The 22,785-nt window shown below is 29.8% G+C and carries 24 protein-coding genes; 15 read left to right on the plus strand and 9 right to left on the minus strand.

What is annotated here, in order from left to right; genetic code table 11:
- Positions 1-38 precede the first annotated feature (38 nt).
- The 7 genes from ACTG3V_RS02185 (at position 39) to ACTG3V_RS02215 (ending at position 5,682) form a co-directional block, all read left to right on the plus strand.
- Positions 39-479 carry an ATP-dependent zinc protease family protein gene (locus ACTG3V_RS02185; protein ID WP_439130485.1) on the plus strand — a complete coding sequence of 147 codons (441 nt, stop codon included), beginning with the start codon at positions 39-41 and terminating at the stop codon, positions 477-479.
- Positions 476-1,351 carry a 30S ribosomal protein S6--L-glutamate ligase gene (rimK, locus tag ACTG3V_RS02190; RefSeq protein WP_439130486.1) on the plus strand — a complete coding sequence of 292 codons (876 nt, stop codon included), beginning with the start codon at positions 476-478 and terminating at the stop codon, positions 1,349-1,351. Before ACTG3V_RS02185 ends, rimK begins: the two co-directional genes overlap by 4 nt.
- Positions 1,341-2,291 carry a succinylglutamate desuccinylase/aspartoacylase family protein gene (locus ACTG3V_RS02195; RefSeq protein WP_439130487.1) on the plus strand — a complete coding sequence of 317 codons (951 nt, stop codon included), beginning with the start codon at positions 1,341-1,343 and terminating at the stop codon, positions 2,289-2,291. Before rimK ends, ACTG3V_RS02195 begins: the two co-directional genes overlap by 11 nt.
- A gap of 122 nt (positions 2,292-2,413) precedes the next feature.
- On the plus strand, positions 2,414-3,061 hold the full coding sequence (gene pdxH / locus ACTG3V_RS02200; protein WP_439130488.1) for a pyridoxamine 5'-phosphate oxidase: 648 nt from the start codon (positions 2,414-2,416) through the stop codon (positions 3,059-3,061).
- 34 nt (positions 3,062-3,095) lie between these two features.
- Entirely contained in the window at positions 3,096-3,584 is a 489-nt protein-coding gene (locus tag ACTG3V_RS02205; RefSeq protein WP_439130489.1) for a SixA phosphatase family protein, read from the plus strand.
- Positions 3,577-4,488 carry a Ppx/GppA phosphatase family protein gene (locus ACTG3V_RS02210; protein ID WP_439130571.1) on the plus strand — a complete coding sequence of 304 codons (912 nt, stop codon included), beginning with the start codon at positions 3,577-3,579 and terminating at the stop codon, positions 4,486-4,488. The genes ACTG3V_RS02205 and ACTG3V_RS02210 overlap by 8 nt, the downstream gene beginning before the upstream one ends.
- Positions 4,489-4,581: 93 nt before the next feature.
- Complete coding sequence (locus ACTG3V_RS02215; RefSeq protein ID WP_439130490.1) at positions 4,582-5,682, plus strand: OmpA family protein; 1,101 nt, start codon at positions 4,582-4,584, stop codon at positions 5,680-5,682.
- A 62-nt stretch (positions 5,683-5,744) separates the two neighbouring features.
- Here ACTG3V_RS02215 and ACTG3V_RS02220 read toward each other — a convergent pair whose 3' ends face one another.
- Together ACTG3V_RS02220 and lpxK are read right to left on the minus strand one after the other, a co-directional pair.
- A complete protein-coding gene (locus ACTG3V_RS02220) occupies positions 5,745-6,233 on the minus strand; it encodes a thioredoxin family protein (RefSeq protein ID WP_439130491.1) in 489 nt (162 codons plus the stop codon).
- A 149-nt stretch (positions 6,234-6,382) separates the two neighbouring features.
- A complete protein-coding gene (gene lpxK / locus ACTG3V_RS02225; RefSeq protein ID WP_439130492.1) occupies positions 6,383-7,411 on the minus strand; it encodes a tetraacyldisaccharide 4'-kinase in 1,029 nt (342 codons plus the stop codon).
- A 69-nt stretch (positions 7,412-7,480) separates the two neighbouring features.
- Between lpxK and ACTG3V_RS02230 the strand changes: the two genes are divergently transcribed.
- Both ACTG3V_RS02230 and ACTG3V_RS02235 read left to right on the plus strand, forming a co-directional pair.
- Positions 7,481-8,575, plus strand: coding sequence for a Nif3-like dinuclear metal center hexameric protein (locus tag ACTG3V_RS02230; RefSeq protein ID WP_439130493.1), 1,095 nt, complete (start codon positions 7,481-7,483; stop codon positions 8,573-8,575).
- Between the two features lie 2 nt (positions 8,576-8,577).
- Positions 8,578-9,351, plus strand: coding sequence for a zinc ribbon domain-containing protein (locus ACTG3V_RS02235; RefSeq protein WP_439130494.1), 774 nt, complete (start codon positions 8,578-8,580; stop codon positions 9,349-9,351).
- Between the two features lie 69 nt (positions 9,352-9,420).
- Here ACTG3V_RS02235 and ACTG3V_RS02240 read toward each other — a convergent pair whose 3' ends face one another.
- The 4 genes from ACTG3V_RS02240 to ACTG3V_RS02255 form a co-directional block, all read right to left on the minus strand.
- Positions 9,421-11,319, minus strand: a complete 1,899-nt coding sequence (locus tag ACTG3V_RS02240) for a DUF349 domain-containing protein (protein ID WP_439130495.1) — start codon at positions 11,317-11,319, stop codon at positions 9,421-9,423.
- Between the two features lie 108 nt (positions 11,320-11,427).
- Positions 11,428-12,183 carry a shikimate dehydrogenase family protein gene (locus ACTG3V_RS02245; protein WP_439130496.1) on the minus strand — a complete coding sequence of 252 codons (756 nt, stop codon included), beginning with the start codon at positions 12,181-12,183 and terminating at the stop codon, positions 11,428-11,430.
- On the minus strand, positions 12,161-13,171 hold the full coding sequence (locus ACTG3V_RS02250; protein ID WP_439130497.1) for a DUF368 domain-containing protein: 1,011 nt from the start codon (positions 13,169-13,171) through the stop codon (positions 12,161-12,163). The genes ACTG3V_RS02245 and ACTG3V_RS02250 overlap by 23 nt, the downstream gene beginning before the upstream one ends.
- Positions 13,172-14,095 (minus strand): DUF368 domain-containing protein, encoded by a 924-nt coding sequence (locus tag ACTG3V_RS02255; protein ID WP_439130498.1) that lies wholly within the window; start codon positions 14,093-14,095, stop codon positions 13,172-13,174.
- A 147-nt stretch (positions 14,096-14,242) separates the two neighbouring features.
- Between ACTG3V_RS02255 and ACTG3V_RS02260 the strand changes: the two genes are divergently transcribed.
- From ACTG3V_RS02260 to ACTG3V_RS02270, 3 genes are all read left to right on the plus strand, one after another.
- On the plus strand, positions 14,243-16,939 hold the full coding sequence (locus ACTG3V_RS02260; protein WP_439130499.1) for a phosphoenolpyruvate carboxylase: 2,697 nt from the start codon (positions 14,243-14,245) through the stop codon (positions 16,937-16,939).
- A gap of 178 nt (positions 16,940-17,117) precedes the next feature.
- Positions 17,118-17,909: an MBL fold metallo-hydrolase gene (locus ACTG3V_RS02265; RefSeq protein WP_439130500.1), complete on the plus strand. Its 792-nt coding sequence runs from the start codon at positions 17,118-17,120 to the stop codon at positions 17,907-17,909.
- Positions 17,910-17,932: 23 nt separating this feature from the next.
- On the plus strand, positions 17,933-18,451 hold the full coding sequence (locus tag ACTG3V_RS02270; protein WP_439130501.1) for a superoxide dismutase family protein: 519 nt from the start codon (positions 17,933-17,935) through the stop codon (positions 18,449-18,451).
- Between the two features lie 124 nt (positions 18,452-18,575).
- On the opposite strand, the gene ACTG3V_RS02275 is transcribed toward ACTG3V_RS02270, so the two are convergent.
- From ACTG3V_RS02275 to ACTG3V_RS02285, 3 genes are all read right to left on the minus strand, one after another.
- Positions 18,576-18,977: an OsmC family protein gene (locus ACTG3V_RS02275; RefSeq protein WP_439130502.1), complete on the minus strand. Its 402-nt coding sequence runs from the start codon at positions 18,975-18,977 to the stop codon at positions 18,576-18,578.
- Positions 18,978-19,423: 446 nt separating this feature from the next.
- Complete coding sequence (locus ACTG3V_RS02280) at positions 19,424-20,173, minus strand: glycosyltransferase family 2 protein (protein ID WP_439130503.1); 750 nt, start codon at positions 20,171-20,173, stop codon at positions 19,424-19,426.
- A gap of 13 nt (positions 20,174-20,186) precedes the next feature.
- Positions 20,187-21,002, minus strand: coding sequence for a 2,3,4,5-tetrahydropyridine-2,6-dicarboxylate N-succinyltransferase (locus ACTG3V_RS02285; RefSeq protein WP_439130504.1), 816 nt, complete (start codon positions 21,000-21,002; stop codon positions 20,187-20,189).
- Between the two features lie 194 nt (positions 21,003-21,196).
- Between ACTG3V_RS02285 and ruvX the strand changes: the two genes are divergently transcribed.
- The 3 genes from ruvX (at position 21,197) to ACTG3V_RS02300 (ending at position 22,734) form a co-directional block, all read left to right on the plus strand.
- The gene (ruvX, locus tag ACTG3V_RS02290) at positions 21,197-21,607 is read left to right on the plus strand and encodes a Holliday junction resolvase RuvX (RefSeq protein ID WP_439130505.1); all 411 of its coding nucleotides are present in this window, start codon (positions 21,197-21,199) and stop codon (positions 21,605-21,607) included.
- 81 nt (positions 21,608-21,688) lie between these two features.
- Positions 21,689-22,279 (plus strand): peptide deformylase, encoded by a 591-nt coding sequence (gene def, locus ACTG3V_RS02295; protein WP_439130506.1) that lies wholly within the window; start codon positions 21,689-21,691, stop codon positions 22,277-22,279.
- Positions 22,280-22,317: 38 nt separating this feature from the next.
- Complete coding sequence (locus tag ACTG3V_RS02300; RefSeq protein WP_439130507.1) at positions 22,318-22,734, plus strand: DUF5606 family protein; 417 nt, start codon at positions 22,318-22,320, stop codon at positions 22,732-22,734.
- Positions 22,735-22,785 lie beyond the last annotated feature (51 nt).

Genomic DNA, 22,785 nt, shown 5'->3' on the forward strand with positions numbered 1-22,785 from the left:
CAATAAGTATTCTTAATTTTACCTTTTAATACTTCTTTATGAAAATTACTATTGGCAGAGTTGATAAAGCTGATTTTCCTGAATTATCTTTACAGGAAATTGATGTGAAAATCGATTCTGGTGCTTATACATCATCTATACACTGCTCTAATATAGAAGAAATTTCTATTAATAATACCTCTTTTCTAAGGTTTAAATTATTAGATCCTGAGCACTCACTTTACAACAATAAAGAGTTTACCTTTAAAAATTACACTTCTAAAATAGTTAAAAGTTCAAACGGAATTTCTGAAACAAGATTTATGATTCAAACAGAAATTTTAATTTTTGAAACAATCTTTCCTATTTATTTAACATTAACAGAACGAAAAGACATGAAATTTCCCATATTATTGGGTAGAAAATTTTTGAGTAAAAAATTTGTAATAGATACTGCAAAGAAAAATCTATCACATAAATTAAAACAAACAAACAAATGAGAATAGTTATTCTATCTAGAAATCCAAGATTATATTCTACAAAAAGATTAGTGGAAGCTGCTGAAAAAAGAAAACACGAAGTTTTTGTAGTAGATCATCTAAAATGTGATATTGTTATTGAAAAAAAATCACCAAAAATATATTATAAAGGTGAATATATAACAAATGTTGATGCAATAATACCAAGAATTGGAGCTTCTGTTACATTTTATGGTACAGCAGTAATACGTCAGTTTGAAATGATGAAAGTATTTACGTCTGTTAGTTCGCAAGCTTTAACCAGATCTAGAGATAAATTAAGCAGTTTGCAAATTTTAGCAAGAGCAGGTGTTGGTTTACCTAAAACGGTTTTTACCAACTATACAAAAGATGTAGAACACGTTGTAGAATCTGTTGGTGGTGCGCCTTTAGTTTTAAAACTTTTAGAGGGCACACAAGGTTTAGGAGTAGTTTTAGCAGAAACAAAAAACGCAGCAACTTCAGTTTTAGAAGCGTTTAATGGTTTAGGGGCAAGAGTAATTGCCCAACAATTTATTAAAGAAGCTGGTGGCGCAGATATTAGAGCTTTTGTCGTTGATGGCAAAGTAGTTGGAGCTATGAAGCGACAAGGTAAAGAAGGTGAATTTAGATCTAATTTGCACAGAGGAGGAAATGCAACAGTGATAGAGTTGAATGATGATGAAGAAAAAACAGCATTAAAAGCTACTAAAGCGCTAGGCCTAGGTGTTGCTGGTGTAGATATGTTACAATCTGCAAAAGGTCCTTTAGTTTTAGAGGTAAATTCTTCGCCTGGTTTAGAAGGTATAGAAGTTGCTACTGGAAAAAATATTGCTAAAGAAATTATTAGATATTTAGAGATTCATGTCGAATAAACCGTTTACACTTCTTGGTAAAGTAATTCCTGAAGGAAAACGTACAGTAATCGATTTAAAAGTTGCAAAATTACATACTAGAACACCTATTAATGTTCCTGTAATCATAGAGCACTCCACAAATCCTGGTCCTGTAGTGTTACTTTTAGCTGGTATTCATGGAGATGAAACCAATGGAGTTGGCATTATCAGAGAAATTATAGATCAAAAACTGAATAAACCTCAAAAAGGTACAATTATTTGTATACCAGTTTTCAATATTTTTGGATATTTAATTCATACCAGAGAGTTTCCAGATGGTAGAGATTTAAACCGGATGTTTCCAGGCACACAAAATGGTTCGTTAGCGAGCCAATTTGCTTACCAATTTTCAGAAAAAATAGCTCCTTTTGTAGATTATGTCATCGATTTTCATACAGGAGGTGGTTTACGAGATAATATTGCTCAAATTCGATGCAATAAAAATGATAACAAAGGTTTAGAATTGGCAAAAATTTTTAATCCGCCAATGATTTTATTCTCTAATAATATTATTAAATCTTTGCGAGAAACATTGCACAAAATGGGTAAAACTGTGTTGCTTTTTGAAGGTGGAAAATCTTACGAATTAAACCCAACTATAATCAATGAAGGGGTTAATGGTACTCGCAATGTTTTAATTCATTTAGGTTTAATTCAAGGAGAAATAACAGTAAGAGAAAAACCTATTTTTATAAAAAAATCAAAGTGGATTAGAGCTTCAGATTCAGGAATGCTTAAAGTGGTAGTTATTAATGGAACTTTTGTTAAGAAAAAAGAAGTTTTAGGAATAATTCAAGATCCGTTTGGCGAGTTCAAAAAGAAAATCTATGCCCCATTTAATGGTTATGTATTTTGCATCAATAAAACTCCCATTGTTAATAAAGGTGATGCCTTGTTTCATTTAAGTATTGAAGATTAACACTTTATCAAATTCAATTATACTATTTTTAAAAAATTGATTTTTTTACTTAAAATCTCAAACTACTTTCTTTAATTAGCTAAAAAACATTCGTATTTTTGTTATATTCACAAAAAACAAAAATGGCTAAAGATTTAAGCAATTACAGAAAATCCTACGAAAAACAAGAACTTTTAGAAGTCAATTGCCCAGAAAACCCAATGGAACTCTTCCAAACTTGGTTTAGAAATGCAGATGAATCGAATACAGTAGAAGAAACAAATGCAATGCACGTTTCAACTATTGGCCTAGATGGTTTTCCAAAAAACAGAGTAGTATTGTTAAAAAAAATTACCTGGGAGGGTTTTATTTTTTACACCAATTATACCTCAGAAAAAGGCAAAGCAATTGAAGCTAATAACAACCTTTGTTGTAGTTTTTTTTGGCCAGCTTTAGAGCAACAAATCATTATTAAAGGTAAAGCAGAAAAACTAGCAGAGAATTTATCTGATGGCTATTTTGAATCGAGACCTGAGGGCAGTAAACTAGGGGCCTGGGCCTCCAACCAAAGTGCTGTAGTAGCATCTAGAGAAGAATTAGAAGCAAACTTAAAAATGTTTGAAAGAAATTTTGATGGCAAAGAAATATTGAGACCAAAACATTGGGGTGGTTATTTGGTAAAACCCGTTTCTATAGAGTTTTGGCAAGGAAGACCAAATAGAATGCATGACAGAATTCGATATGTTTTACAAAAAGATTTTTCTTGGAAAGTAGATCGTTTATCACCTTAATTTTTATATTTACAATTCTATTAACCAACATAAAATGAAAACACTATATATAGTTCGTCATGCCAAATCTTCTTGGGAATATTTAGGGATTGATGATATTGATAGACCCTTAAAAAAAAGGGGAATCAAGGACGCCCATATAATGTCTAAATTTCTATCAAAAAATATAGAAAGGCCAGATGTTTTTGTTTCGAGTAGTGCAAACAGAGCTTTACACACAGGTATTATTTTTTGTGAAAACTTAGGATTCCCTTTAGCGAACCTTCAAATTAGCAGGCAATTATATAGCTTTAGTGATGGTTACTTGGTAAAAACAGTTTGTGCTTTAGATGACGCATTTAATTCAGCTATAATTTTTAGTCATGATCATGGCATCAATACTTTTGTTAATAAATTTGGCAATAAACCAATTGCACATGTGCCTACATGTGGTATAATTGGTATTAAATTTCAAGAAAAACATTGGAAAAATATTAAAAAAGGGAAAACATTTATGACAGAATTCCCCAAAAATCATAAATAATTTGAGTGCTTTAGAAATAAAAAAATATGGAGCAATAGATATCGGTTCTAATGCAATTCGGTTGTTAGTTTCTAATATCGTAATTAGTGAAGGCAAAGAAACACAATTCAAAAAATCTTCTTTGGTTCGGGTCCCAATTCGTTTGGGTGCAGACGCATTTGTTAAAGGATATATCAGCGATGAAAACATTAAAAGAATGATTAATGCTATGAAAGCTTTTCAACTTTTAATGGATGTACATAATGTAGAGCGTTATAAAGCCTGTGCAACCTCTGCAATGAGAGAAGCTAAAAACGGGAATGATGTTGTTACAGAAATTTTAGAAAAAACAGGTATTCAAATAGATATTATTGGAGGTAAAGAAGAAGCTGCAATTATATCATCAACCGATTTAAATCAACTTATTGAAGGAGATAAATCGTATTTATATGTTGATGTTGGTGGAGGAAGTACTGAATTTACAATTTTTTCTGGTGGAAAAATTATCAATTCAAAATCTTTTAAAATGGGTACAGTACGTTTGTTAAACAATAAAAAAGCTGTAAACAAAGAAATCTTTGCAAATGTGGAAAAATGGATTGTTAAAAACACTAAAAATCTAAAAAAAATAGCTTTAATTGGTTCTGGAGGTAATATCAATAAGTTGTTTAAAATGTCCGGCAGAACAGAGGGGAAACCAATTTCTTATATTTACTTAAATGCTCAATATCAATTTTTAAAACAAATGAGTTATCAAGAAAGAATATCAGAATTAAGCTTAAATCCTGATAGAGCAGATGTTATAATTCCTGCTACAAAAATTTATCTTTCTGCTATGAAATGGAGTGGCTCAAGAAAAATATACGTTCCTAAAATTGGACTTGCAGATGGTATCATTAAAAGTTTACATCTCAATAAACTATAATTTCTTGTTTTTAATGTTAATTTTTAAATGTTTTTAGTACATTTGGCTTTAGGTTGATTGAATAAGTTAAAGTATCTTTTAATGTTTAAAAAAATGAAAAAAATTTTGTTAAGTGTAGCTTTTATAATGATTGCTACAATGTCTTTTGGTCAGGATTTACCACCAAACCCTGAACCAGGTAAATGTTATGTTCGTTGTAAAACACCAGATGTGTATAAAAATGAAACCATTAACATTGCTGTGTCTCCAGAGTATAAGAAAATAATTAGCTATCCTGCTGAATATAAAACTATCCAAGAAAAAGTATTAATTAAAGAAGCAGGTCAAAAGATTTTAGTAGTACCTGCAGTTTGGGGAACTCAAGAAGTTACTTATTTCGAAAAAGAAGATGGTACAAAAATAGAAACTCAAAAAGCAACTTTTGTTCAAGGATTTGAAACTGTTGAAATTAAAGCTGCCACTGCAAGTTGGGAAATGAGTGAGAAACTACCAAATTGTGAGTCTAGCAATCCTGATGATTGTAGATATTGGTGTTATAAACCAAAACCAGCTGAGTTTAAAACCATGCCTGTTGAAAAATTACAACAAGATGCTTCTGTTAGCAAAATTTCAATTCCAGGTGTTCAAAAAACTTACAAAAGAAAAGTAATGGTGAAACCACCTACTACTAGTATTGTAAAAACAGAACCAGAATATAAAACAATTGAAAAAACTGTTTTAGTTAGAGATGCAAGAACTGAAGAAGTAGTTGTACCTGCAGTATACAGGTCTGTAAATAAGCAGATTTTGGTTAGAAAAGGAGGGCTTACCTCTTGGAAAGCTGTAGACTGTGAATTAATTGACAATACTCCTTTACCAATTAATTGGGATTTTTCTAGTGCTACTTTAAACGAAGGTGCTAAACAAATAATCGACGCAAGATTATTACCAATTTTAAAGGATGGTGTTGCTGTTTATATTGAATCTCATACTGATATGAGAGGTACTAAAAAAGATAACCAAGAATTATCTGATCGTAGAGCAAAAGCGGTTACAGATTATTTAATATCAAAAGGTATTAATGCAAGTCAGTTATTTGCTAAAGGATTTGGAGAATCTAGATTACTTAATAAATGTTCAGATGACGTAAAATGTTCTGAAGCAGAGCATTCTGTAAACAGAAGAACTACTTTTAGAGTTGTAAATCAAAATTAGAAATCAATTCAATTTTAAGTTATAAAAAAAACCGAGGTAAAAATTACCTCGGTTTTTTTGTTTTAATATTTTCTGATTACCTCTTTAAAAAAAGGATAATAATATTCTGTCATAACATATCCCTTTTTTTCTGCTATTTTTTTTCCTCTGTGATTAACAACCATTAATGTAGGAAAAGACTTCACTTTATATTTATCTTTTAAATATAAGTTTTCACTCATTTTTTCAGGGTCAATTAAATCTTTTCGTCTTGGAATATCTACCTCTAACAAAACCAAATCAGTATCAGAAATAGATTTAAATTTATCTGTATAGAACAATTCTTCATCTAATACTTTACAAGGACCACACCAATCAGAACCCGTAAAATAAATCAAAACAGGTTTCTTTTCTTTTTTTGATATTTTTAATGCTTCTTTATAAGTTGGCACCCAATTTAATTCAACTTTTTTAACTTCAAAAACGTTAACACTGTCTATTGCAATTTCTTGAGATTGAATTGACTGAAATGCCAACAAACCTATCGCAAAAATTCCTATGAATTTATTCATATTACATTTTGTTTCTTCAAAAATATCAAAAATAATACCATTATAATACTTAAACTGTGACTTGTTAAAAATTATTGTGTCTTACAAGTGTTAAGTAATCATTAAAATGATTACTACTAACAAAAAATTCAAAAAGAAAAACCGATGTTTTAGCATCGGTTTTGTTGTATATGAGTGATAATTTGCTGATTAAAAACCTCATTTTCATTATTTAAAAATTTAGTTTCAATTTCTATAAAATAAAGATTGTTAATCAATTCTTTTAACCTAACATAATCTTTTTCGGTAGTGATCAGTAATTTTTTTTCTGTCTTTATCGCATCAAAAACTTGTTGTATTTCTACTATTTCTTTAGATGAAAAATGATGATGATCTTTATACTTTAAATGCTGAAAATTTATATTTTGTGAATTTAAAAAAGTCAATAACGGATTCGGGTTTGCAATACCAGTAATTAGTACAATTTTATACTTCTTAATCTCATTAAAACGTATTGTATTTTTTGTGGATTTAATTTCACCATAGGCAATTGAAGTAAAAAAAACATCCTGCTTGTATTTTTGTAACTTGATTTTTATTTTTTCTTGATTTTCTTTATTTAAATTAGCTGGGCATTTCGTTACTAATATTACATCTGCTCTTTTTGCTCCTTGGCTACTTTCTCTTAAATTACCAGTTGGTAACAAATAATCATCAACAAATAAATCATCATATTTGGTTAATAAAACATAAAAACTTCCTTTTATTTTTCGATGTTGGTAGGCATCATCTAATAAAATAACTTCTGGAGATTTTTGAGCAATTAAATTCCTTGCTCCTTCTACCCTATTTTCATCAACAGCTACATTTATGTTGCTAAATTTTTTAAAGTATTGTAAAGGCTCATCACCCACATGTAAAGCTTTATGGGTATCATTTAAAAGAACATAACCCTTAGTTTTACGTTTATAACCTCTACTTAAAACAGCCACCTTATAGGTATCTTTTAGCAATCTAATTAAATATTCAATTTGAGGTGTTTTTCCTGTACCACCAACACTTAGATTCCCAACAATAATAATTGGTTCTTGAAAAGAAGTTTGTTTAAAAATACCAACATCAAAAAAAATATTTCTAACAGTTGTAACAATGTCATAAACTATTGCAAATGGAAATAATAAAAATCTTAGAAATTTCATCAATACGAAAATAAGCCATTTTTATGAATTGAAAATACTAACTTTGACTTTTGAAATTAGTTTTACGGTATGATTATAAGAAATATTACAAATTACATAGAAGAAGTTGCTCCATTAAATTATGCTGAAAATTTTGACAACGTGGGTTTATTGGTTGGTAATTATGACACTGAAGTATCTGGTGTTTTAGTAACTTTAGATACTTTAGAAGCTACTGTAGACGAAGCAATTGCCAGTAACTGCAATCTTATTCTGAGCTTTCATCCTATTATTTTCGGCGGATTAAAGAAACTCAATGGCAACTCTTATGTGGAACGTGTAGTACTTAAAGCCATTAAAAATAATATTGCTATTTATGCTACACATACAGCATTAGATAATTCTAAAGTTGGTGTTTCAGCAAAAATGGCAGCTGTTTTAGGCTTGGTGAATACTAAAATTTTAATTCCAAAAAAGGGGATTATAAAAAAACTAACAACCTACGTTCCTTTTGAACATACAGAAAAATTAAAAACAGCTTTATTTTCTGCTGGTGCTGGTAATATTGGTAACTATGATAATTGTTCGTTCTCAGTTTCTGGAGAAGGAACCTTTAAAGGTAATGAATTTTCAAAACCTGTTTTAGGTAAAAAAGGCAATTTAGAAACCGTAAAAGAAACAAAACTCACCCTTACTTTTGAAAGTAAAAATGAAAGCAAAATTTTAAAAGCTTTACATATTAACCATCCTTATGAGGAGATTGCCTATGAAATTACAACTACAGAAAATATTAATCAAAATATAGGAATGGGTATGATTGGTGAACTTACTCATGAAATGGAAGAAAAAGAGTTTCTTTTACATTTAAAAAAAACAATGCAAACAGAATGTGTACGCCATTCTGCATTTATCAACAAAAAAATTAAAAAAGTAGCTGTTTTAGGTGGCTCAGGTAGTTTTGCTATTGCTAATGCAATACGAGCTGGTGCTGATGCCTATGTTAGTGCCGATTTTAAATATCATGAGTTTTTTAAAGCTGAAAATAGCATTCTTTTGGCAGATATTGGCCATTATGAAAGCGAACAGTTTACAAAAAACCTTTTGGTTGATTATCTTACAAAAAAATTTAGTAATTTTGCAATCGTTTTATCAGAAAAAAGTACGAATCCTATACACTATATATAAACATGGCAAAGAAGAAAGAAATTTCGGTTGAAGCAAAATTAAGAGCTTTATATGATTTACAATTAATAGACTCTAGAATTGACGAAATTAGAAATGTTAGAGGTGAACTACCTTTAGAAGTTGAAGATTTAGAAGATGAAGTTGCTGGGTTAAATACTCGTATAGCAAATCTAAACAAAGACGTTACTAATTTAGAAACTGATATCAATAATAAAAAGTTGGCGATTGAAGAATCTAATGCTTTAATGAAAAAGTATGATGAGCAGCAGAAAAAAGTAAGAAATAATAGAGAATTTGATTCTTTGTCTAAAGAAATTGAATACCAAGATTTAGAAATTCAATTGGCAGAAAAAAGAATTAATGAGTACAAAGCTAAAATTGCTCAAAAAAATGAGGTGATTGATGCCACTAAAGAAAAACTTGCCAAACAAGAAAAACATTTAGAACACAAAAAAGCCGAATTGGATGCTATTTTACAAGAAACTCGTAAAGAAGAAGAGCTTTTAATAGAAAAATCGAAGGAGTTTGGTGAATCTTTAGATGCACATTTATTTGCTGCTTATAACAGAATAAGAACTAAAGTAAAAAATGGTTTAGCTGTTGTGGCTATTGAACGTGGAGCATCTGGTGGTTCTTATTTCACTATTCCACCTCAAGTACAATTAGAGATTGCAAACAGAAAAAAAATTACGATAGATGAACATAGTGGTCGTATTTTAGTTGATGCTGCTTTAGCTGCAGAAGAAAAAGAAAAAATGGACAAATTATTTTCTTAATATTTTTTAAACCAAATAAAAAAAACTCGAAGTAAGCACTTCGAGTTTTTTTATGGTAATAAATGAGATTTAATAATCCAATTTATTTAGGTAACTTAATTTTTGCTTCCAAATAGCTAAATCTTCTTTAAATTCATTTACTTTATTTTTTACATTAACTACCAACGGATTATCATCTTTTGCGTTAGAGAAAAAACCTAAATTATTTTCTAATTGTTGAATTTCTCTAACAATTTCATCTATCTTTTTTCTAACAAAAATTTGTTCAGAGTCTAATTTTCTAGCATCATTATCAGCAGCATAACCATCTACAACATTGGTAAATTTTAACATGGTTGCCTCGGTTTTATCTAAAGATAAGTTTGCTAACATTTTATCAATTTGCTTATTGAATTTTCCATCTAAATGACGTGCATTTCTAGGTAACCTTCCCAATGCTCTCCAATCTTTAATTGCTTTTAAAACCGCATCTTTAGTTGCATTTTTAGTTTCTTTTAAATCTTCTAAAAATTGCTTTTTGGCAGCTACAGTAACTAACTCTTCTTTACTTATTGCATTTTTTTGTTGATGATATCGATCAAAATAATGGTTACAAGCTGCTTTAAAACGTTTCCAAACTTCATCAGAAAATTTACGAGGAACGTGTCCTATTTTTTTCCAATCAGATTGTACCTTTTTCATAGCATTTGTTGCCATTTCCCAATCTTCGCTATCTTTTAAAGATTCTGCAAGTTCAATTAAAGCTAATTTTTTATTTAAATTTTCTTGCTGCTCATTTTTTTCTTTTTTGTAAAAAGTATTTTTAGCACTATTAAACTTTTTCGTGGCTGCCTTAAATTTTTGCCAAACTTCTTCGCTCTTAGCATATGGTAATTTTCCGGCATCAAAATAAAGTTTTCTCAACTTTTCAATATCATTTATACTTTTCTGCCAATCATTATGCGTTTTATTTTTAGAAGTATCATAAGCATTAATTAAAGCTACAACTTCTTCTTTTTTATCTATAATTTCTTGATGCTTAGAACGCATTTGTTTAAAATAGTCGTGCCTTTTATCATGAATCTTCTTGGTAGCAACACTAAATTTATGCCAAATTTCTTCACGCATTTCTTTAGCTACAGGACCAATATCTTCTTTCCATGCTCTATGCAACTCTTGTAATTCTTTTGATGCAAAATTAATATCTGACTCGTTTGCCAATGCTTCTGCTTTTGCAATAATTTTAAGTTTTTCTTCTAAATTATACTTAAAATCTAAATCTCTAAAATCATTACTTAAATGTAATAAATCGTAAAAACGTTCTACATGATGATGGTATATTTTCCAGGTATCATTATAATACGATTTTGGAACTGGCCCTATCGTTTTCCAAGTATCTTGAAGTTCCTTAAAATTCTTATACATGGTTTTAGCATCAGCTTCTTCAATTAAATCTTTTAGATTTTCAATTACTTGAACTCGTTTTTCTAAATTTTGATTTAGTTCTTTTTCTAAATTTTTATAATAGGCATCTCTTTGCTTTTTATAATCGCCTAATAAACGGTTGTATTCTAATTTTATAGGACTAGAAAACTGAAAGTCGATTGAGTTTCCTCCATCAGCTAAAAACTTCGCTTTTTTTTCAGCTAATAAAGCACCAAATTTTTGATTAAAAGTACTTTTAATAGCATCTACTTGAGGCTTTATAGTTTGTACTGGGCTATTACTAATTGTTTTTTGTAACGCTGAAACTAATTCTTCTAAACTAAATTTAGAATAATCTACAACAGAAGTTTCTTCTTCCTTTTCTTTAGATTCATTTTTTTCAGAATTTTCTGCGACAGAGTTTTCAACTTCATTGACTGCTTCTGTGTTTTCATCAACTACTTCTTTTGAAGTTTCAGCAGTTGTAGGTGTTGTTTTTGTAACTTCTTCTGATGATGTTGATGCTAATTTATCAACATTTTCTTCTTGTTGTTTATCTAACATAATTACTATGTTTAAAGGTCTATATAAAGTACTATACTATATGTCATCAAAAATAGTGACTACTTACAGTAATTGCAAGATAAATTGATAAGTAAAATTGATAATTACTTAACCTTTCCAAATTCTCCAAGATTCTTCTGCTTGTAGCTGTAACATTTCTAAACCATTTTTAACAATGGCACCTTTCTCTTTTCCTTTAGATAAAAAAGTGGTTAAAGGCGGATTGTATATTAAATCGTAAAGTAAATGTTTGTTAGTGATGAATTGATAAGGAATATTTGGGCATTTTTCTATATCTGGAGAGGTACCTAAAGGAGTAGCATTTATAATTATTGTGTATTTTTTTATTATTTCTTCTGATAAACCATCGTAAGAAATTTGTTGATTATTCTTTGGTTTTCTAGAAACAAACTTAAATTTTATATCATTTTTTTTTAAAGCATATGCTATTGCTTTAGATGCGCCACCAGTACCTAAAATTAAGGCATGTTTATGATGTGTTTGTAATAAAGGAAGAATTGAATTCTCAAAACCAACTACATCTGTATTATAGCCCTTGAAATTACCTTCTTTTGTTATTTTTATGGTATTTACTGCTCCAATATCTTCAGCTGTTTTGTCTAGCTCATGTAAAAACCCCATTACATCTTGCTTATAAGGTATGGTAACATTCATACCTTGTAAATGCTTGTTTTCTTTAATTACTGAGGGCAAATCTTCAATTTGTTGTAAATCGAAATTAACATAATTGTGATTTTCTAAATCGAGCTCTTTAAATTTTTCTGTAAAATATCCTCTTGAAAAAGAATACGCTATATTTTTACCTAATAAACCAAATAATTTATTTTGTTCTTTTTCTTTCATAATAATCAATTCCTAAAATTAAACTTATACCAATAATAATAAAAAGCACTGCAATAGCTGTTTCTTTCGCTAAGATATCTGGCATAAAACGCTCATAATTCTTTATAATTTTATGTCCGTCAATATCAAATAAAAACGTTTCACCTTCGGTAACGTATACCTTTTTTTTCCAAGGCCAAACAATACCTAAAGAACCAGTGATAAAACCAATAATAATAGCATTTACAATATTATGCCATCGTTTTAAAACATAACCTAAAACATGAGATATAGAGACTAAGCCAAATGCAGATCCTGCTGTAAACACAGCAATAATTTTTAAATATTTCATTTTAAGAGGGTCAGAAAACACCTTAAAATTACCTGATAAAACATTGGTAATAATGTTAAATAAAACGTTTACAGAATCAACTAAAAGCAATACATAATTACCTAACAAAATTAAAATAAAAGAGCCTGAAAGCCCTGGGAGCGTCATTCCAGAGACTCCAATAATACCACAAAGAAACACAAACCAAAGATTGTCATTTTCTTTTGCTGGTGTTAAAAAGCTGATACTAATACCTACAGCTGCACCAATTAGTAAAGAAATAATGTTGGTGCTATTCCATTCTCCAAAATCTTTACCTATATAATAAATGGAGCCAATAATCATCCCAAAAAACCAACTCCAAACATAGAGCTCGTAATTTTCTAAAAAAAAATCTAAAACTAAAGAAATACTGAAGTAGCTAAATATGCTACCTCCCATTACTAGTAATAAAAATTGTGAATTTATATATTTAAAAAAGCTTTTAAATCGCCCATTAATTAACAATTTAAAAGCCACTAAATTTATTTTTCTAAAAGAGTAAATTAACTCTTCATAAAAACCAAAAACAAATGAAACTGTGCCCCCAGAAACTCCTGGCACTTTATTGGCAGCTCCCATGGCTAAGCCCTTAATAAATAACATTATTTTTTTTGCAAAAGTTCTTTCTTGCTGCATTTATTGCTTTTTTACTGCTAATCTTTCCATCAATAAAATTAACGAAAAACCAATAATTGCCAAAATAATTGCAAAGGTTAATTGGGCATCACCATCAAAAGAAAGTGGCGAAATACTTTGTTGATTAAATGGCACTTGATCTCCATGAGAATTAGTGCGCCAGGTTAAGGTTTCTTTCCAAGGCCAAATTTTATTTAAAGAGCCAATAATAAAGCCTGTTAAAGCAGCTAAAGTATAATTTTTATAATGAGCAAAAAGCCATTTTAACACTTTAGAAAAAGATAATAAACCCACAACAGCACCAACCATAAACACCAAAATTGTTTTAAAATCGCGATCATTAACAGCGTCTAAAACAGGTTTATATGCCCCTAATAAAACGAGAATAAATGAGCCTGAAATACCTGGTAAAATCATTGCACAAATGGCTATTGCACCCGCAAAAAAGATATATAAAGATGAAGAATTTTCAGAAACCAAAGGGTTTAAAGTGGTAATATAATACGCTAAAAACGCGCCAATAACTAAGGCTAAAACCGAAATAAAATTCCATTTAGTAATCTGTTTGGCAATGTAAATTACACTTGCCAAAACCAACCCAAAAAAGAAAGACCATAATAAAATGGGTTCGTTTTCTAGTAAATATTTAATTGCTTTTGCTAAAGATACAATACTGATAAAAATCCCTATAAATAATGCTAGCAAAAAATTACCATTCAACTCTTTCCACGCTGCTTTTATACCTTCATTTTTTAGTGTTTTAAAAAGGCCTATTTTTACGTTGCTTATAGAACCTAATAATTCCTCATAAATACCAGATATAAAAGCAATTGTACCTCCAGAAACACCAGGAACCACATCTGCAGCACCCATAGCCATCCCCTTTAAACCTACAACAACATAATCTTTAATTGTTCTACTCATTTTTAAGCTTGATTTTAAAAAAACGAAGGTAAACTAAATTTTAAAAAAAATTAGCGATATGACTTAAATCATCTAATTCTGAGTAAATCTCTCTTATTTTTGCCATGAAATTATATGCAAAATTACTGCATTTAAATCAAGATTAAAATGACAAACACGAAAAACGAATTTAAAAAAATTACAAAAAAAAGAAACTTTATTATTGGTTGTTATACTGAAATGCTTTTAAGAATAAAAGAAGTTGAAGTTGTTGAACTTATTAAAAACAACACTTTTTCTGAGCTTGGTAAAGAACAACTGTCAGACGATAAAGTTGTACAATCTTTAAGTATTTATTTTCAATTGATGACTTTGGTTGAAGAAAATGCAGCAACACAATATCGTAGAGAAAGTGAAAATGAAAATGAAATTTATGGTATTAGAGGTAGCTGGGGTGAAGCTTTTAAAATTTGGAAAGATCAAAACATTTCTGAAGCCGAAATGATTAAAGCTATTGCCAACACGCGGGTAATTCCTGTTTTAACTGCACATCCAACAGAAGCAAAACGTGTAACTGTTATCGAAATTCATAGAGAATTGTATTTGCTCTTAGCGAAAAGAGAGAATACAGCTATGAGCAAATTAGAGCAAAATAGCATTAGAGAAGAAATTATTAGCCTTTTAGAAAGATGGTGGAGAACAGGAGAAATATATCTTGAAAAACCACAAATACAAGATGAAAGAGCCAACGTTATTTACTATTTCAGTAAAATTTTCCCTACGCTTTTAGAGCAAAGTGATGCACATTTACAAAACTCTTGGATTGAAATGGGATTGGATCCATCAAAAATTAAAAATCCAAATATTTTTCCTAAAATAAATTTTGGCAGTTGGGTTGGTGGTGATAGAGATGGGCATCCTTTTGTAACACCAACAATTACACAAGAAACACTTGAAATCCATAGAAAAAAGGCATTAATTTTAATTCAAGATAAATTAAAAGAAACTGCCATTAAGTTTTCTGTTTCTGCAGTTACCAATCCAATTCCTTTTCAACTTTTAGAGAATATCGATATAAAGAAAAAGGCATTAGGCGAATCTGGTAAAAAAGCTGTGGAGAGAAATCCTTACGAACCTTGGAGACAATATATTAACTTATTACTTGTAAAACTAAACAACACAATTTCTAATAAAGTAGCAGACTCTAACAGCTATTATAAATCTAGTAAAGATTTACAAGACGACTTGAATATTTTTAGAGATATCCTTATAGAAAATGGCATGAAAGGTCTTGCTGAAAGCTTACTATTTTCACTACAAAGAGCAGTTGATTGTTTTGGTTTTCATTTAGCGAAATTAGACATCAGACAAAATAGTGCTTTTCATGATAAAGCGATTGCTCAAATATTAAAGTCAAATAATGAAGAAGATTATGATTTTGAAAATTGGAGCGAAGAAAAAAGAGTAGCCTATTTAAGTAAACTCTTAGCAAATAACTCGCAAATAACAGACATTTCAATTTCTTACGGAAAAGAAGCAGACAATGTTTTAGATTGTTATAGGGTGATTAGAAATCATATAAATTTATACGGATTTGAAGGTATTGGTTCGTTTATAATAAGTATGACCCGTAGTTTAAGTGATTTATTAGTTGTGTATTTATTGATGAAAGAAACCCAACTATTAAACACCCCTATAAAAGTTGTACCTCTTTTTGAAACGATAGAAGATTTACACAATGGCCCTGAAATACTAGCACAATATTTGCAACATCCAGTATCACAAGAAAGAGCATCAAAAATAAATTACGAACAAGAAGTAATGTTGGGTTATAGTGATAGTAACAAAGATGGTGGAACAATTTCTAGTAAATGGAATTTATACAAAGCCGAGAAAGACCTTGCAAAAACCGCTGCAGAAAACAACTTTAAAGCGTATTTCTTTCATGGTGCTGGTGGTACAATTAGTAGAGGTGGTGGAAAATACCATCGTTTTTTAGAAAGTATGCCTGTTAACACAGTTAATGGAACAATTAAAATTACGGTTCAAGGAGAAACAATTTCGCAATTATTTGGTAATCCAGTTACAGGCACTTACAATTTAAATGCTTTGGCATCTGGTGTAGCAAAACAAACTATTTTAAGCAAATATGATGCTAAGGATAAAAAATATCCTTTTGATGTGATTGAATACTTATCTCAAAAATCGTTTGAACATTATAGAGATTTTATTGAAACACCTGGTTTTATTAAATTTTATGGTAAAGCCACTTGTATTGATGTTTTAGAAAAAAGTAAAATTGGCTCTAGACCTTCAAGAAGAACTGGTACAAGATCTTTGAACGATTTAAGAGCAATTCCTTGGGTATTTAGTTGGAATCTTTCTCGTATTTCACTTACAGGCTGGTATGGTTTGGGTAGTGCATTAAAATCCTTAAAAACTGAAAAAACTGAGGATTTTGAAAACCTAAAATCAAATATTGATGATTGGTCTTTTTTAAAGTTTTTAATCATACAAACCGAAACGAATTTAATATTGTCTCAAAGAGATATTATGAAAGTGTATGCTGATTTAGATGATGACACAGCTGAAAAAGACACTTTCATGACTAAAATTTTGAGTGATTTTGATAATGCCTTTCAACTCATTGAAGAACTTTTTAATGAACCTGCTGCAAAAAGAAGAATTGGGCAATATGATAACTTTTATTGGAGAAACGATAAACTAACTATTCTACACAATTTGCATATCAGGTATCTAAAACAATGGAGAACCATGGATAATGGAAATGAAAAAGAACAACTATTAACAAAATTACTAAGTATTATTAATGCGTTGTCTAGTGGATTAAAACATACAGGTTGATTTTTTTTTACAAAATTTAAAACTAAAGTAGCAAAGCATCCAAAATTATGATGCTTTTTGCTTTTTAATACAAGTCGATTTTATAAATATTAAGATTAACCTTAAAAGGGTTTTAAAAAAACATTAACAGTCATTCGTTTTCTTAATCCTTATATTTGAGTGAACTAACTACTAATTTATGAAAAGAAATATTTTACCATTGTTAATGGCCATTGTTTTATTGGCATCTTGTAAAAAAGAAATTAAGAAAAATGAAACCAAAATCGATGATTCTATTGCATATGCCTCTAAAAATACTTCATCTGCCAAAATAACACCAATAAGTCATGCAACTGCTGTTATCAACTTTAAAGATGTAACCATATATTTAGATCCCACAGGTGGTGCAGAATCTTTTTCAAACTTTAAAACACCTGACTATGTATTAATTACAGACATTCATGGTGATCATATGAATATAAAAACTTTGCAAAGTTTAGATCTTACTACAACCACAATTATAGCACCAAAAGCAGTTGTTGAAAAAATAATGGAAATCAACTGTAAAGAGGTAATTACCATTAACAACGGAGAAACCAAAAACTTAAGCAACTTTTCGATTGAAGCTATACCTATGTATAATTTGAGAGAGAAAGCACTTAAATTTCATAGTAAAGGTAGAGGAAATGGCTATCTATTAACCATAGATGGTGAACGTATTTATTTTTCTGGTGATACAGAAGATATTCCTGAAATGAGAAATCTAAAAAATATTGATAAAGCATTTATCTGTATGAATTTGCCCTATACTATGACTGTTGAAAGTGCTGCTGATGCAGTTTTAGCATTTAAACCTAAGAAAGTTTATCCATACCATTATAGAGGAACTGGAGGCTTAAGTGATGTTGCTAAATTTAAAAATATAGTAAATACCAAAAATGATTCTATTGAAGTAATTCAGTGGAATTGGTACCCAAATAGAAAAGAATAAAAATTAAATTTTAAATTATGATAATGAAAAAACTAAACTTAATACTAATTACCTGTTGTATGGTTTTAGTATCTTGTTCTAAAACAGAAGAAAAACAAGCAATTGCAAATATTACTGCGAAAAGCGGAAGTACTGTATCAGGAACTGTAACTTTTACAGAAAAAAATGGAAAAGTAATGATGGAAGCATCAATTAAAGGCTTAACTCCAGGTGAACATGCCATTCATATCCATAAAAAAGGAGATTGTTCTTCAGATGATGGAACTTCGGCTGGTGGTCATTGGAATCCTACAGAAGATAAACATGGAAAATGGAAACATGGCGAATTTCATAGTGGAGATATAGGGAATTTGATAGCAGACAATGATGGAAATGCCACCCTAAAAAAAGAAAGCGATTTTTGGTGTATTGGTTGTAAAGATGATAATAAAAACATTATCAACCACGCTATTATTGTACATGCAAGCTCTGATGATTTCACCTCACAACCTTCTGGTGCTGCTGGTAAAAGAGTAGGTTGTGGCGAAATTCTACTAAAATAAAGAAATTTTTTGCATGTAGTATAACATGTTAAAACAACCATTAAAAATCCCTGAACAATTTATGATATGTTCAGGGATTTTTTTGAATTAAACAAGCTTTAAAACTTGCACACTTAAAAATAAACTAGTGAATACTACTCAAAATTTCTGTTGTTCCTTTTACCATTTTAGCCACAGGACATTTACCAGCTATAATTAATAGTTTAGCTCTCTGTTCGTCCGTAATTTCTTTCTCGAAAGAAATGTCTTCAATTAAGGATTTTTTAATTCCAGTTGGACTTAATTCTTCTTTTTGCGAAACGATTACTTTTATCTTTCCTAAATCCCAATTTTTGCGTTCTGCGTACATTCTTAAGGTCATCGCAACACAACCCCCAATTGCAGTTAATAAATATTCTACGGGTGTTGGGCCTATATCTCCTCCTCCCGCTTTTAATGGCTCATCTAAAACTACAAAATGATTTCTCATTTTTGCTTCTCCTAAATATTTTTTTTCTGATAAAATTACTTCTGATGTTTGTCTCATTAGGATTTTACTTTTTTAAGAGTAGTTTTGCTTTATTAAAGATACGAGAATTTTAGTTTCATCTAATTTACTTACCTGGTAATATAAGTTTAGGAAAATACAACTCTTTAATATTAAACATGATTTTTCTCCAACACTCAAGTCAAGTCATATAGATTTATCTTTTCAAAACCCAATTGAAGTAGGTAGCTTCATATGGCACAAAAGCCATAAATGTCAAAAGTTATGGATAAGAATTTCTATCAATCAAAATGATTTAAAAACTGAACTAAAAAACATTGAAATAGGAGAAAATGAAATAGTTCACGAAGGTGATTTTGATTTATTTACGGGAAGCCTTCAACGTATTACTCATTCCGACACAATAGAATCTGTAAACTTTATTGAGAATCTAGTAAATGCAATCTATTATTATGTTAAATAAAATCTTTTTTTTCACCATTACCTCATTTTACATTTCTATTCAATAACCAAAGCTTAATATATCTTGTAAGAACAGCATAACCTTGGGTTATGGAAAGAATCAAACCTGTATAACCATCTAAAAAACCTTTTTTTAAAATAAAATGTGAAAACAACCTATAGGTTGGTTTTATCAACAAATGATATGCAGTGACTTTTTTACCTCTTGAATGAAGTTCTTTTGCTTTTAACTCACCATATTGATGAATTTTAGAAATAAAATGATTGTAATTTTTATATCCAAAATGATCGATTTTACCTTTAAAAAAGCCAAGCTCGCCATCAGCTTTAATAGTTTCATGAACCACTCCCTGATATTTGCACTTACTTTTTAAAAACAAACGAACTACTTTATCTCTTTGCCAACCTGAATATTTAATTTTCTTACCTGCAAAATAAAAACTTCTACGAACATAAAAACCAACTTTACCTTTAGGGTTGTGAACGGCTTCTAAAATTTCTTTTTTTACGCTAGTTGTTACTCTTTCATCTGCATCAAGAATATAAATCCAAGGATGGATTGCTTGTGCTATTGCAAAGTTTTTTTGAGAAGAAAAATCATCAAACTTTCGTTTGATGATTTTTACCTTAAGCTTTTCAGCAATTTTTACTGTATTATCGGTACTATAAGAATCAATGACAATAATTTCATCAGCAAAATCAACAGATTTTATAGCATCTTCTATATGAATTTCTTCATTTAAAGTTGGTATAATTGCAGTAATCTTAGTCATAAAATTATAATCTTTAAACAGCTACATCGTATTCACGAAGCGCATCATTTAAAGATGTTTTTTTGTTGGTACTTTCTTTTCTTTTTCCAATAATTAATGCACAAGGTACATTATATTCTCCAGCAGCAAATTTTTTAGTGTAACTACCAGGAATTACTACAGATCTTGCAGGTACAATTCCTTTCATTTCAACAGGTTCATCACCTGTAACATCTATAATTTTAGTACTCATGGTTAATACAACATTTGCACCTAAAACTGCTTCTTTTTCTACTCGTACACCTTCAACCACAATACATCTAGAGCCTATAAAAGCACCATCTTCTATAATTACAGGAGCCGCTTGTAATGGTTCTAATACACCACCTATACCTACACCACCAGATAAATGTACATTTTTACCAATTTGCGCACAAGAACCAACAGTAGCCCAAGTATCAACCATGGTACCTTCATCTACATAAGCACCAATATTTACATAACTTGGCATTAAAATTGTTCCTGCAGAGATATAAGCTCCATGTCTTGCAACTGCATTAGGTACAACTCTGATTCCTCTTGCTGCAAAGTTTTTCTTTAGCGGTATTTTATCATGATATTCAAAAATACCAGCTTCTAGAGTTTCCATTTTTTGGATTGGGAAATACAATACTACTGCTTTCTTAACCCACTCATTTACTTGCCACCCATCCGTTGTTGGTTCAGCAACTCTTAACGTTCCTTTATCTAGTAAATCAACTACTTTTCTAATGGTATTAATCGTGTTTTCTTCTTTTAACAATTCACGATTTTCCCAAGCTGACTCTATTATTTGTCTAATATCTTCCATTTTAATAATTTAATTTTTGCAAATATAATTTGATTGCCAAAAACCAAAGCGAATATACGTTTTTTAAACAGATTACCTAACCTTGTGTAAAATCTAAAACAGTTTAAAAAAATAAAAGGTTAATATCTTAACTCACAAAACTTAATGCTTCTTTATTAAAAAATAACTCTATTTTTGCAAAAAAAGTATACGATTTGGGTAGAATTTTAGCAATTGATTTTGGAAAAGTTAGAACAGGTATAGCCATTACAGATGAATTAAAAATCATTGCATCTGGATTAACAACTGTACCAACAGATAACCTAGTTCCGTTTTTAAAAGATTACATCTCTAAAGAAAATGTAGAACTCTTTTTAATAGGGAAACCAAAACAAATGAATAATACTGATAGTGAAAGTGAAACTCTAATTGTACCTTTTTTACAAAAACTATCTAAAGAAATTCCGAATATACCAACCCAAAGAGTTGACGAACGTTTTACATCCAAAATGGCTTTTCAAACCATGATAGATGGTGGTTTAAAAAAAAGTAAACGCAGAAATAAGGCACTTGTTGATGAAATTAGTGCTACCATAATTCTACAATCTTACTTATATCATCAATAAACGCCAACTTTAAATTATGAATTCAAAGTTTGGTAGTTCGTAATTTGAAATTGTACTTTTGCAAACGATAAAAAAAGAAAAATGATTTTACCAATTGTAGCTTATGGAGATCCTGTTTTACGAAAACAGTGTATAGAAATTGATGCAGATTACCCCAATTTAAAAGAGCTTATTGCGAACATGAAAGAAACCATGTACAATGCTTCTGGTGTTGGTTTGGCTGCACCTCAAATTGGTAAAGCCATACGTTTATTTGTTATTGATGCTTCCCCATTTGCTGAAGATGAAGACTTAAATGAAAGTGATAGAGCTACTTTAAAAACATTTAATAGAGTTTTTATTAATGCACAAATCATTAAAGAAGAAGGTGAAGAATGGGCTTTTAATGAAGGATGTTTAAGTATTCCTGATGTTCGTCAAGATGTTAATCGTCAGCCAAAAGTTACGATAACTTATCACGATGAAGCGTTTAAAACACATACAGAAGTTTTAGAAGGCCTTGCAGCAAGGGTTTTTCAGCATGAGTATGATCATATTGAAGGTATTTTGTTTACAGACAAATTATCATCACTCAAAAAAAGATTACTAAAAAAGAAATTAGAAAATATATCTAAAGGAAAAATAAGAGCAGACTACAGAATGCGTTTTCCAAACTTAAAAAAAGGTAAATAACCACTCGACTGCGCTCGAGATGACATAAAAATATACAAATGGAATTTAGTAAAATTATATCGGTTTCAGGTAAACCAGGATTGTTTCAAGTAGTATCTCAATCTAAAAATGCAATTATTGTAGAATCTTTAGTAGATCAAAAAAGGTTGGCTGTAAACTCTACTCAAAACGTAAGTTTATTAGAAAATATTGCTATTTACACCTATGAGGAAGATGTACCTTTATTAGAAGTTTTTAAAGCAATTTCAGAAAAAACAGAAGGTGCAAAAGCCATATCTCACAAAGAAAGTGGTAAAAAATTAGCTTCATTTTTTGCAGAAGTTTTACCTAATTATGATGATGAAAGAGTATACACCTCTAACATTAAAAAAGTAATTCAGTGGTTTAACCTATTGATTGAAACTGGTTTTGATTTTTCTAAAATTGAATCGGTTTCTGAAGAAAGTGAGAAGTAAGTTTAGTTGTTAGTATTTAGTAGTTAGTAGTTAGTAGTTAGTAGTTAGTAG

Source organism: Polaribacter sp., from assembly GCF_965660385.1.
Taxonomy (GTDB): Bacteria; Bacteroidota; Bacteroidia; order Flavobacteriales; family Flavobacteriaceae; genus Polaribacter.

Coding starts and splice junctions, on each gene's coding strand:
- ACTG3V_RS02185 (WP_439130485.1), top strand. CDS start 39: ATGAAAATTACTATTGGCAGAGTTGATAAAGCTGATTTTCCTGAATTA.
- rimK (WP_439130486.1), top strand. CDS start 476: ATGAGAATAGTTATTCTATCTAGAAATCCAAGATTATATTCTACAAAA.
- ACTG3V_RS02195 (WP_439130487.1), top strand. CDS start 1,341: ATGTCGAATAAACCGTTTACACTTCTTGGTAAAGTAATTCCTGAAGGA.
- pdxH (WP_439130488.1), top strand. CDS start 2,414: ATGGCTAAAGATTTAAGCAATTACAGAAAATCCTACGAAAAACAAGAA.
- ACTG3V_RS02205 (WP_439130489.1), top strand. CDS start 3,096: ATGAAAACACTATATATAGTTCGTCATGCCAAATCTTCTTGGGAATAT.
- ACTG3V_RS02215 (WP_439130490.1), top strand. CDS start 4,582: ATGAAAAAAATTTTGTTAAGTGTAGCTTTTATAATGATTGCTACAATG.
- ACTG3V_RS02220 (WP_439130491.1), bottom strand. CDS start 6,233: ATGAATAAATTCATAGGAATTTTTGCGATAGGTTTGTTGGCATTTCAG.
- lpxK (WP_439130492.1), bottom strand. CDS start 7,411: ATGAAATTTCTAAGATTTTTATTATTTCCATTTGCAATAGTTTATGAC.
- ACTG3V_RS02230 (WP_439130493.1), top strand. CDS start 7,481: ATGATTATAAGAAATATTACAAATTACATAGAAGAAGTTGCTCCATTA.
- ACTG3V_RS02235 (WP_439130494.1), top strand. CDS start 8,578: ATGGCAAAGAAGAAAGAAATTTCGGTTGAAGCAAAATTAAGAGCTTTA.
- ACTG3V_RS02240 (WP_439130495.1), bottom strand. CDS start 11,319: ATGTTAGATAAACAACAAGAAGAAAATGTTGATAAATTAGCATCAACA.
- ACTG3V_RS02245 (WP_439130496.1), bottom strand. CDS start 12,183: ATGAAAGAAAAAGAACAAAATAAATTATTTGGTTTATTAGGTAAAAAT.
- ACTG3V_RS02250 (WP_439130497.1), bottom strand. CDS start 13,171: ATGCAGCAAGAAAGAACTTTTGCAAAAAAAATAATGTTATTTATTAAG.
- ACTG3V_RS02255 (WP_439130498.1), bottom strand. CDS start 14,095: ATGAGTAGAACAATTAAAGATTATGTTGTTGTAGGTTTAAAGGGGATG.
- ACTG3V_RS02260 (WP_439130499.1), top strand. CDS start 14,243: ATGACAAACACGAAAAACGAATTTAAAAAAATTACAAAAAAAAGAAAC.
- ACTG3V_RS02265 (WP_439130500.1), top strand. CDS start 17,118: ATGAAAAGAAATATTTTACCATTGTTAATGGCCATTGTTTTATTGGCA.
- ACTG3V_RS02270 (WP_439130501.1), top strand. CDS start 17,933: ATGAAAAAACTAAACTTAATACTAATTACCTGTTGTATGGTTTTAGTA.
- ACTG3V_RS02275 (WP_439130502.1), bottom strand. CDS start 18,977: ATGAGACAAACATCAGAAGTAATTTTATCAGAAAAAAAATATTTAGGA.
- ACTG3V_RS02280 (WP_439130503.1), bottom strand. CDS start 20,173: ATGACTAAGATTACTGCAATTATACCAACTTTAAATGAAGAAATTCAT.
- ACTG3V_RS02285 (WP_439130504.1), bottom strand. CDS start 21,002: ATGGAAGATATTAGACAAATAATAGAGTCAGCTTGGGAAAATCGTGAA.
- def (WP_439130506.1), top strand. CDS start 21,689: ATGATTTTACCAATTGTAGCTTATGGAGATCCTGTTTTACGAAAACAG.
- ACTG3V_RS02300 (WP_439130507.1), top strand. CDS start 22,318: ATGGAATTTAGTAAAATTATATCGGTTTCAGGTAAACCAGGATTGTTT.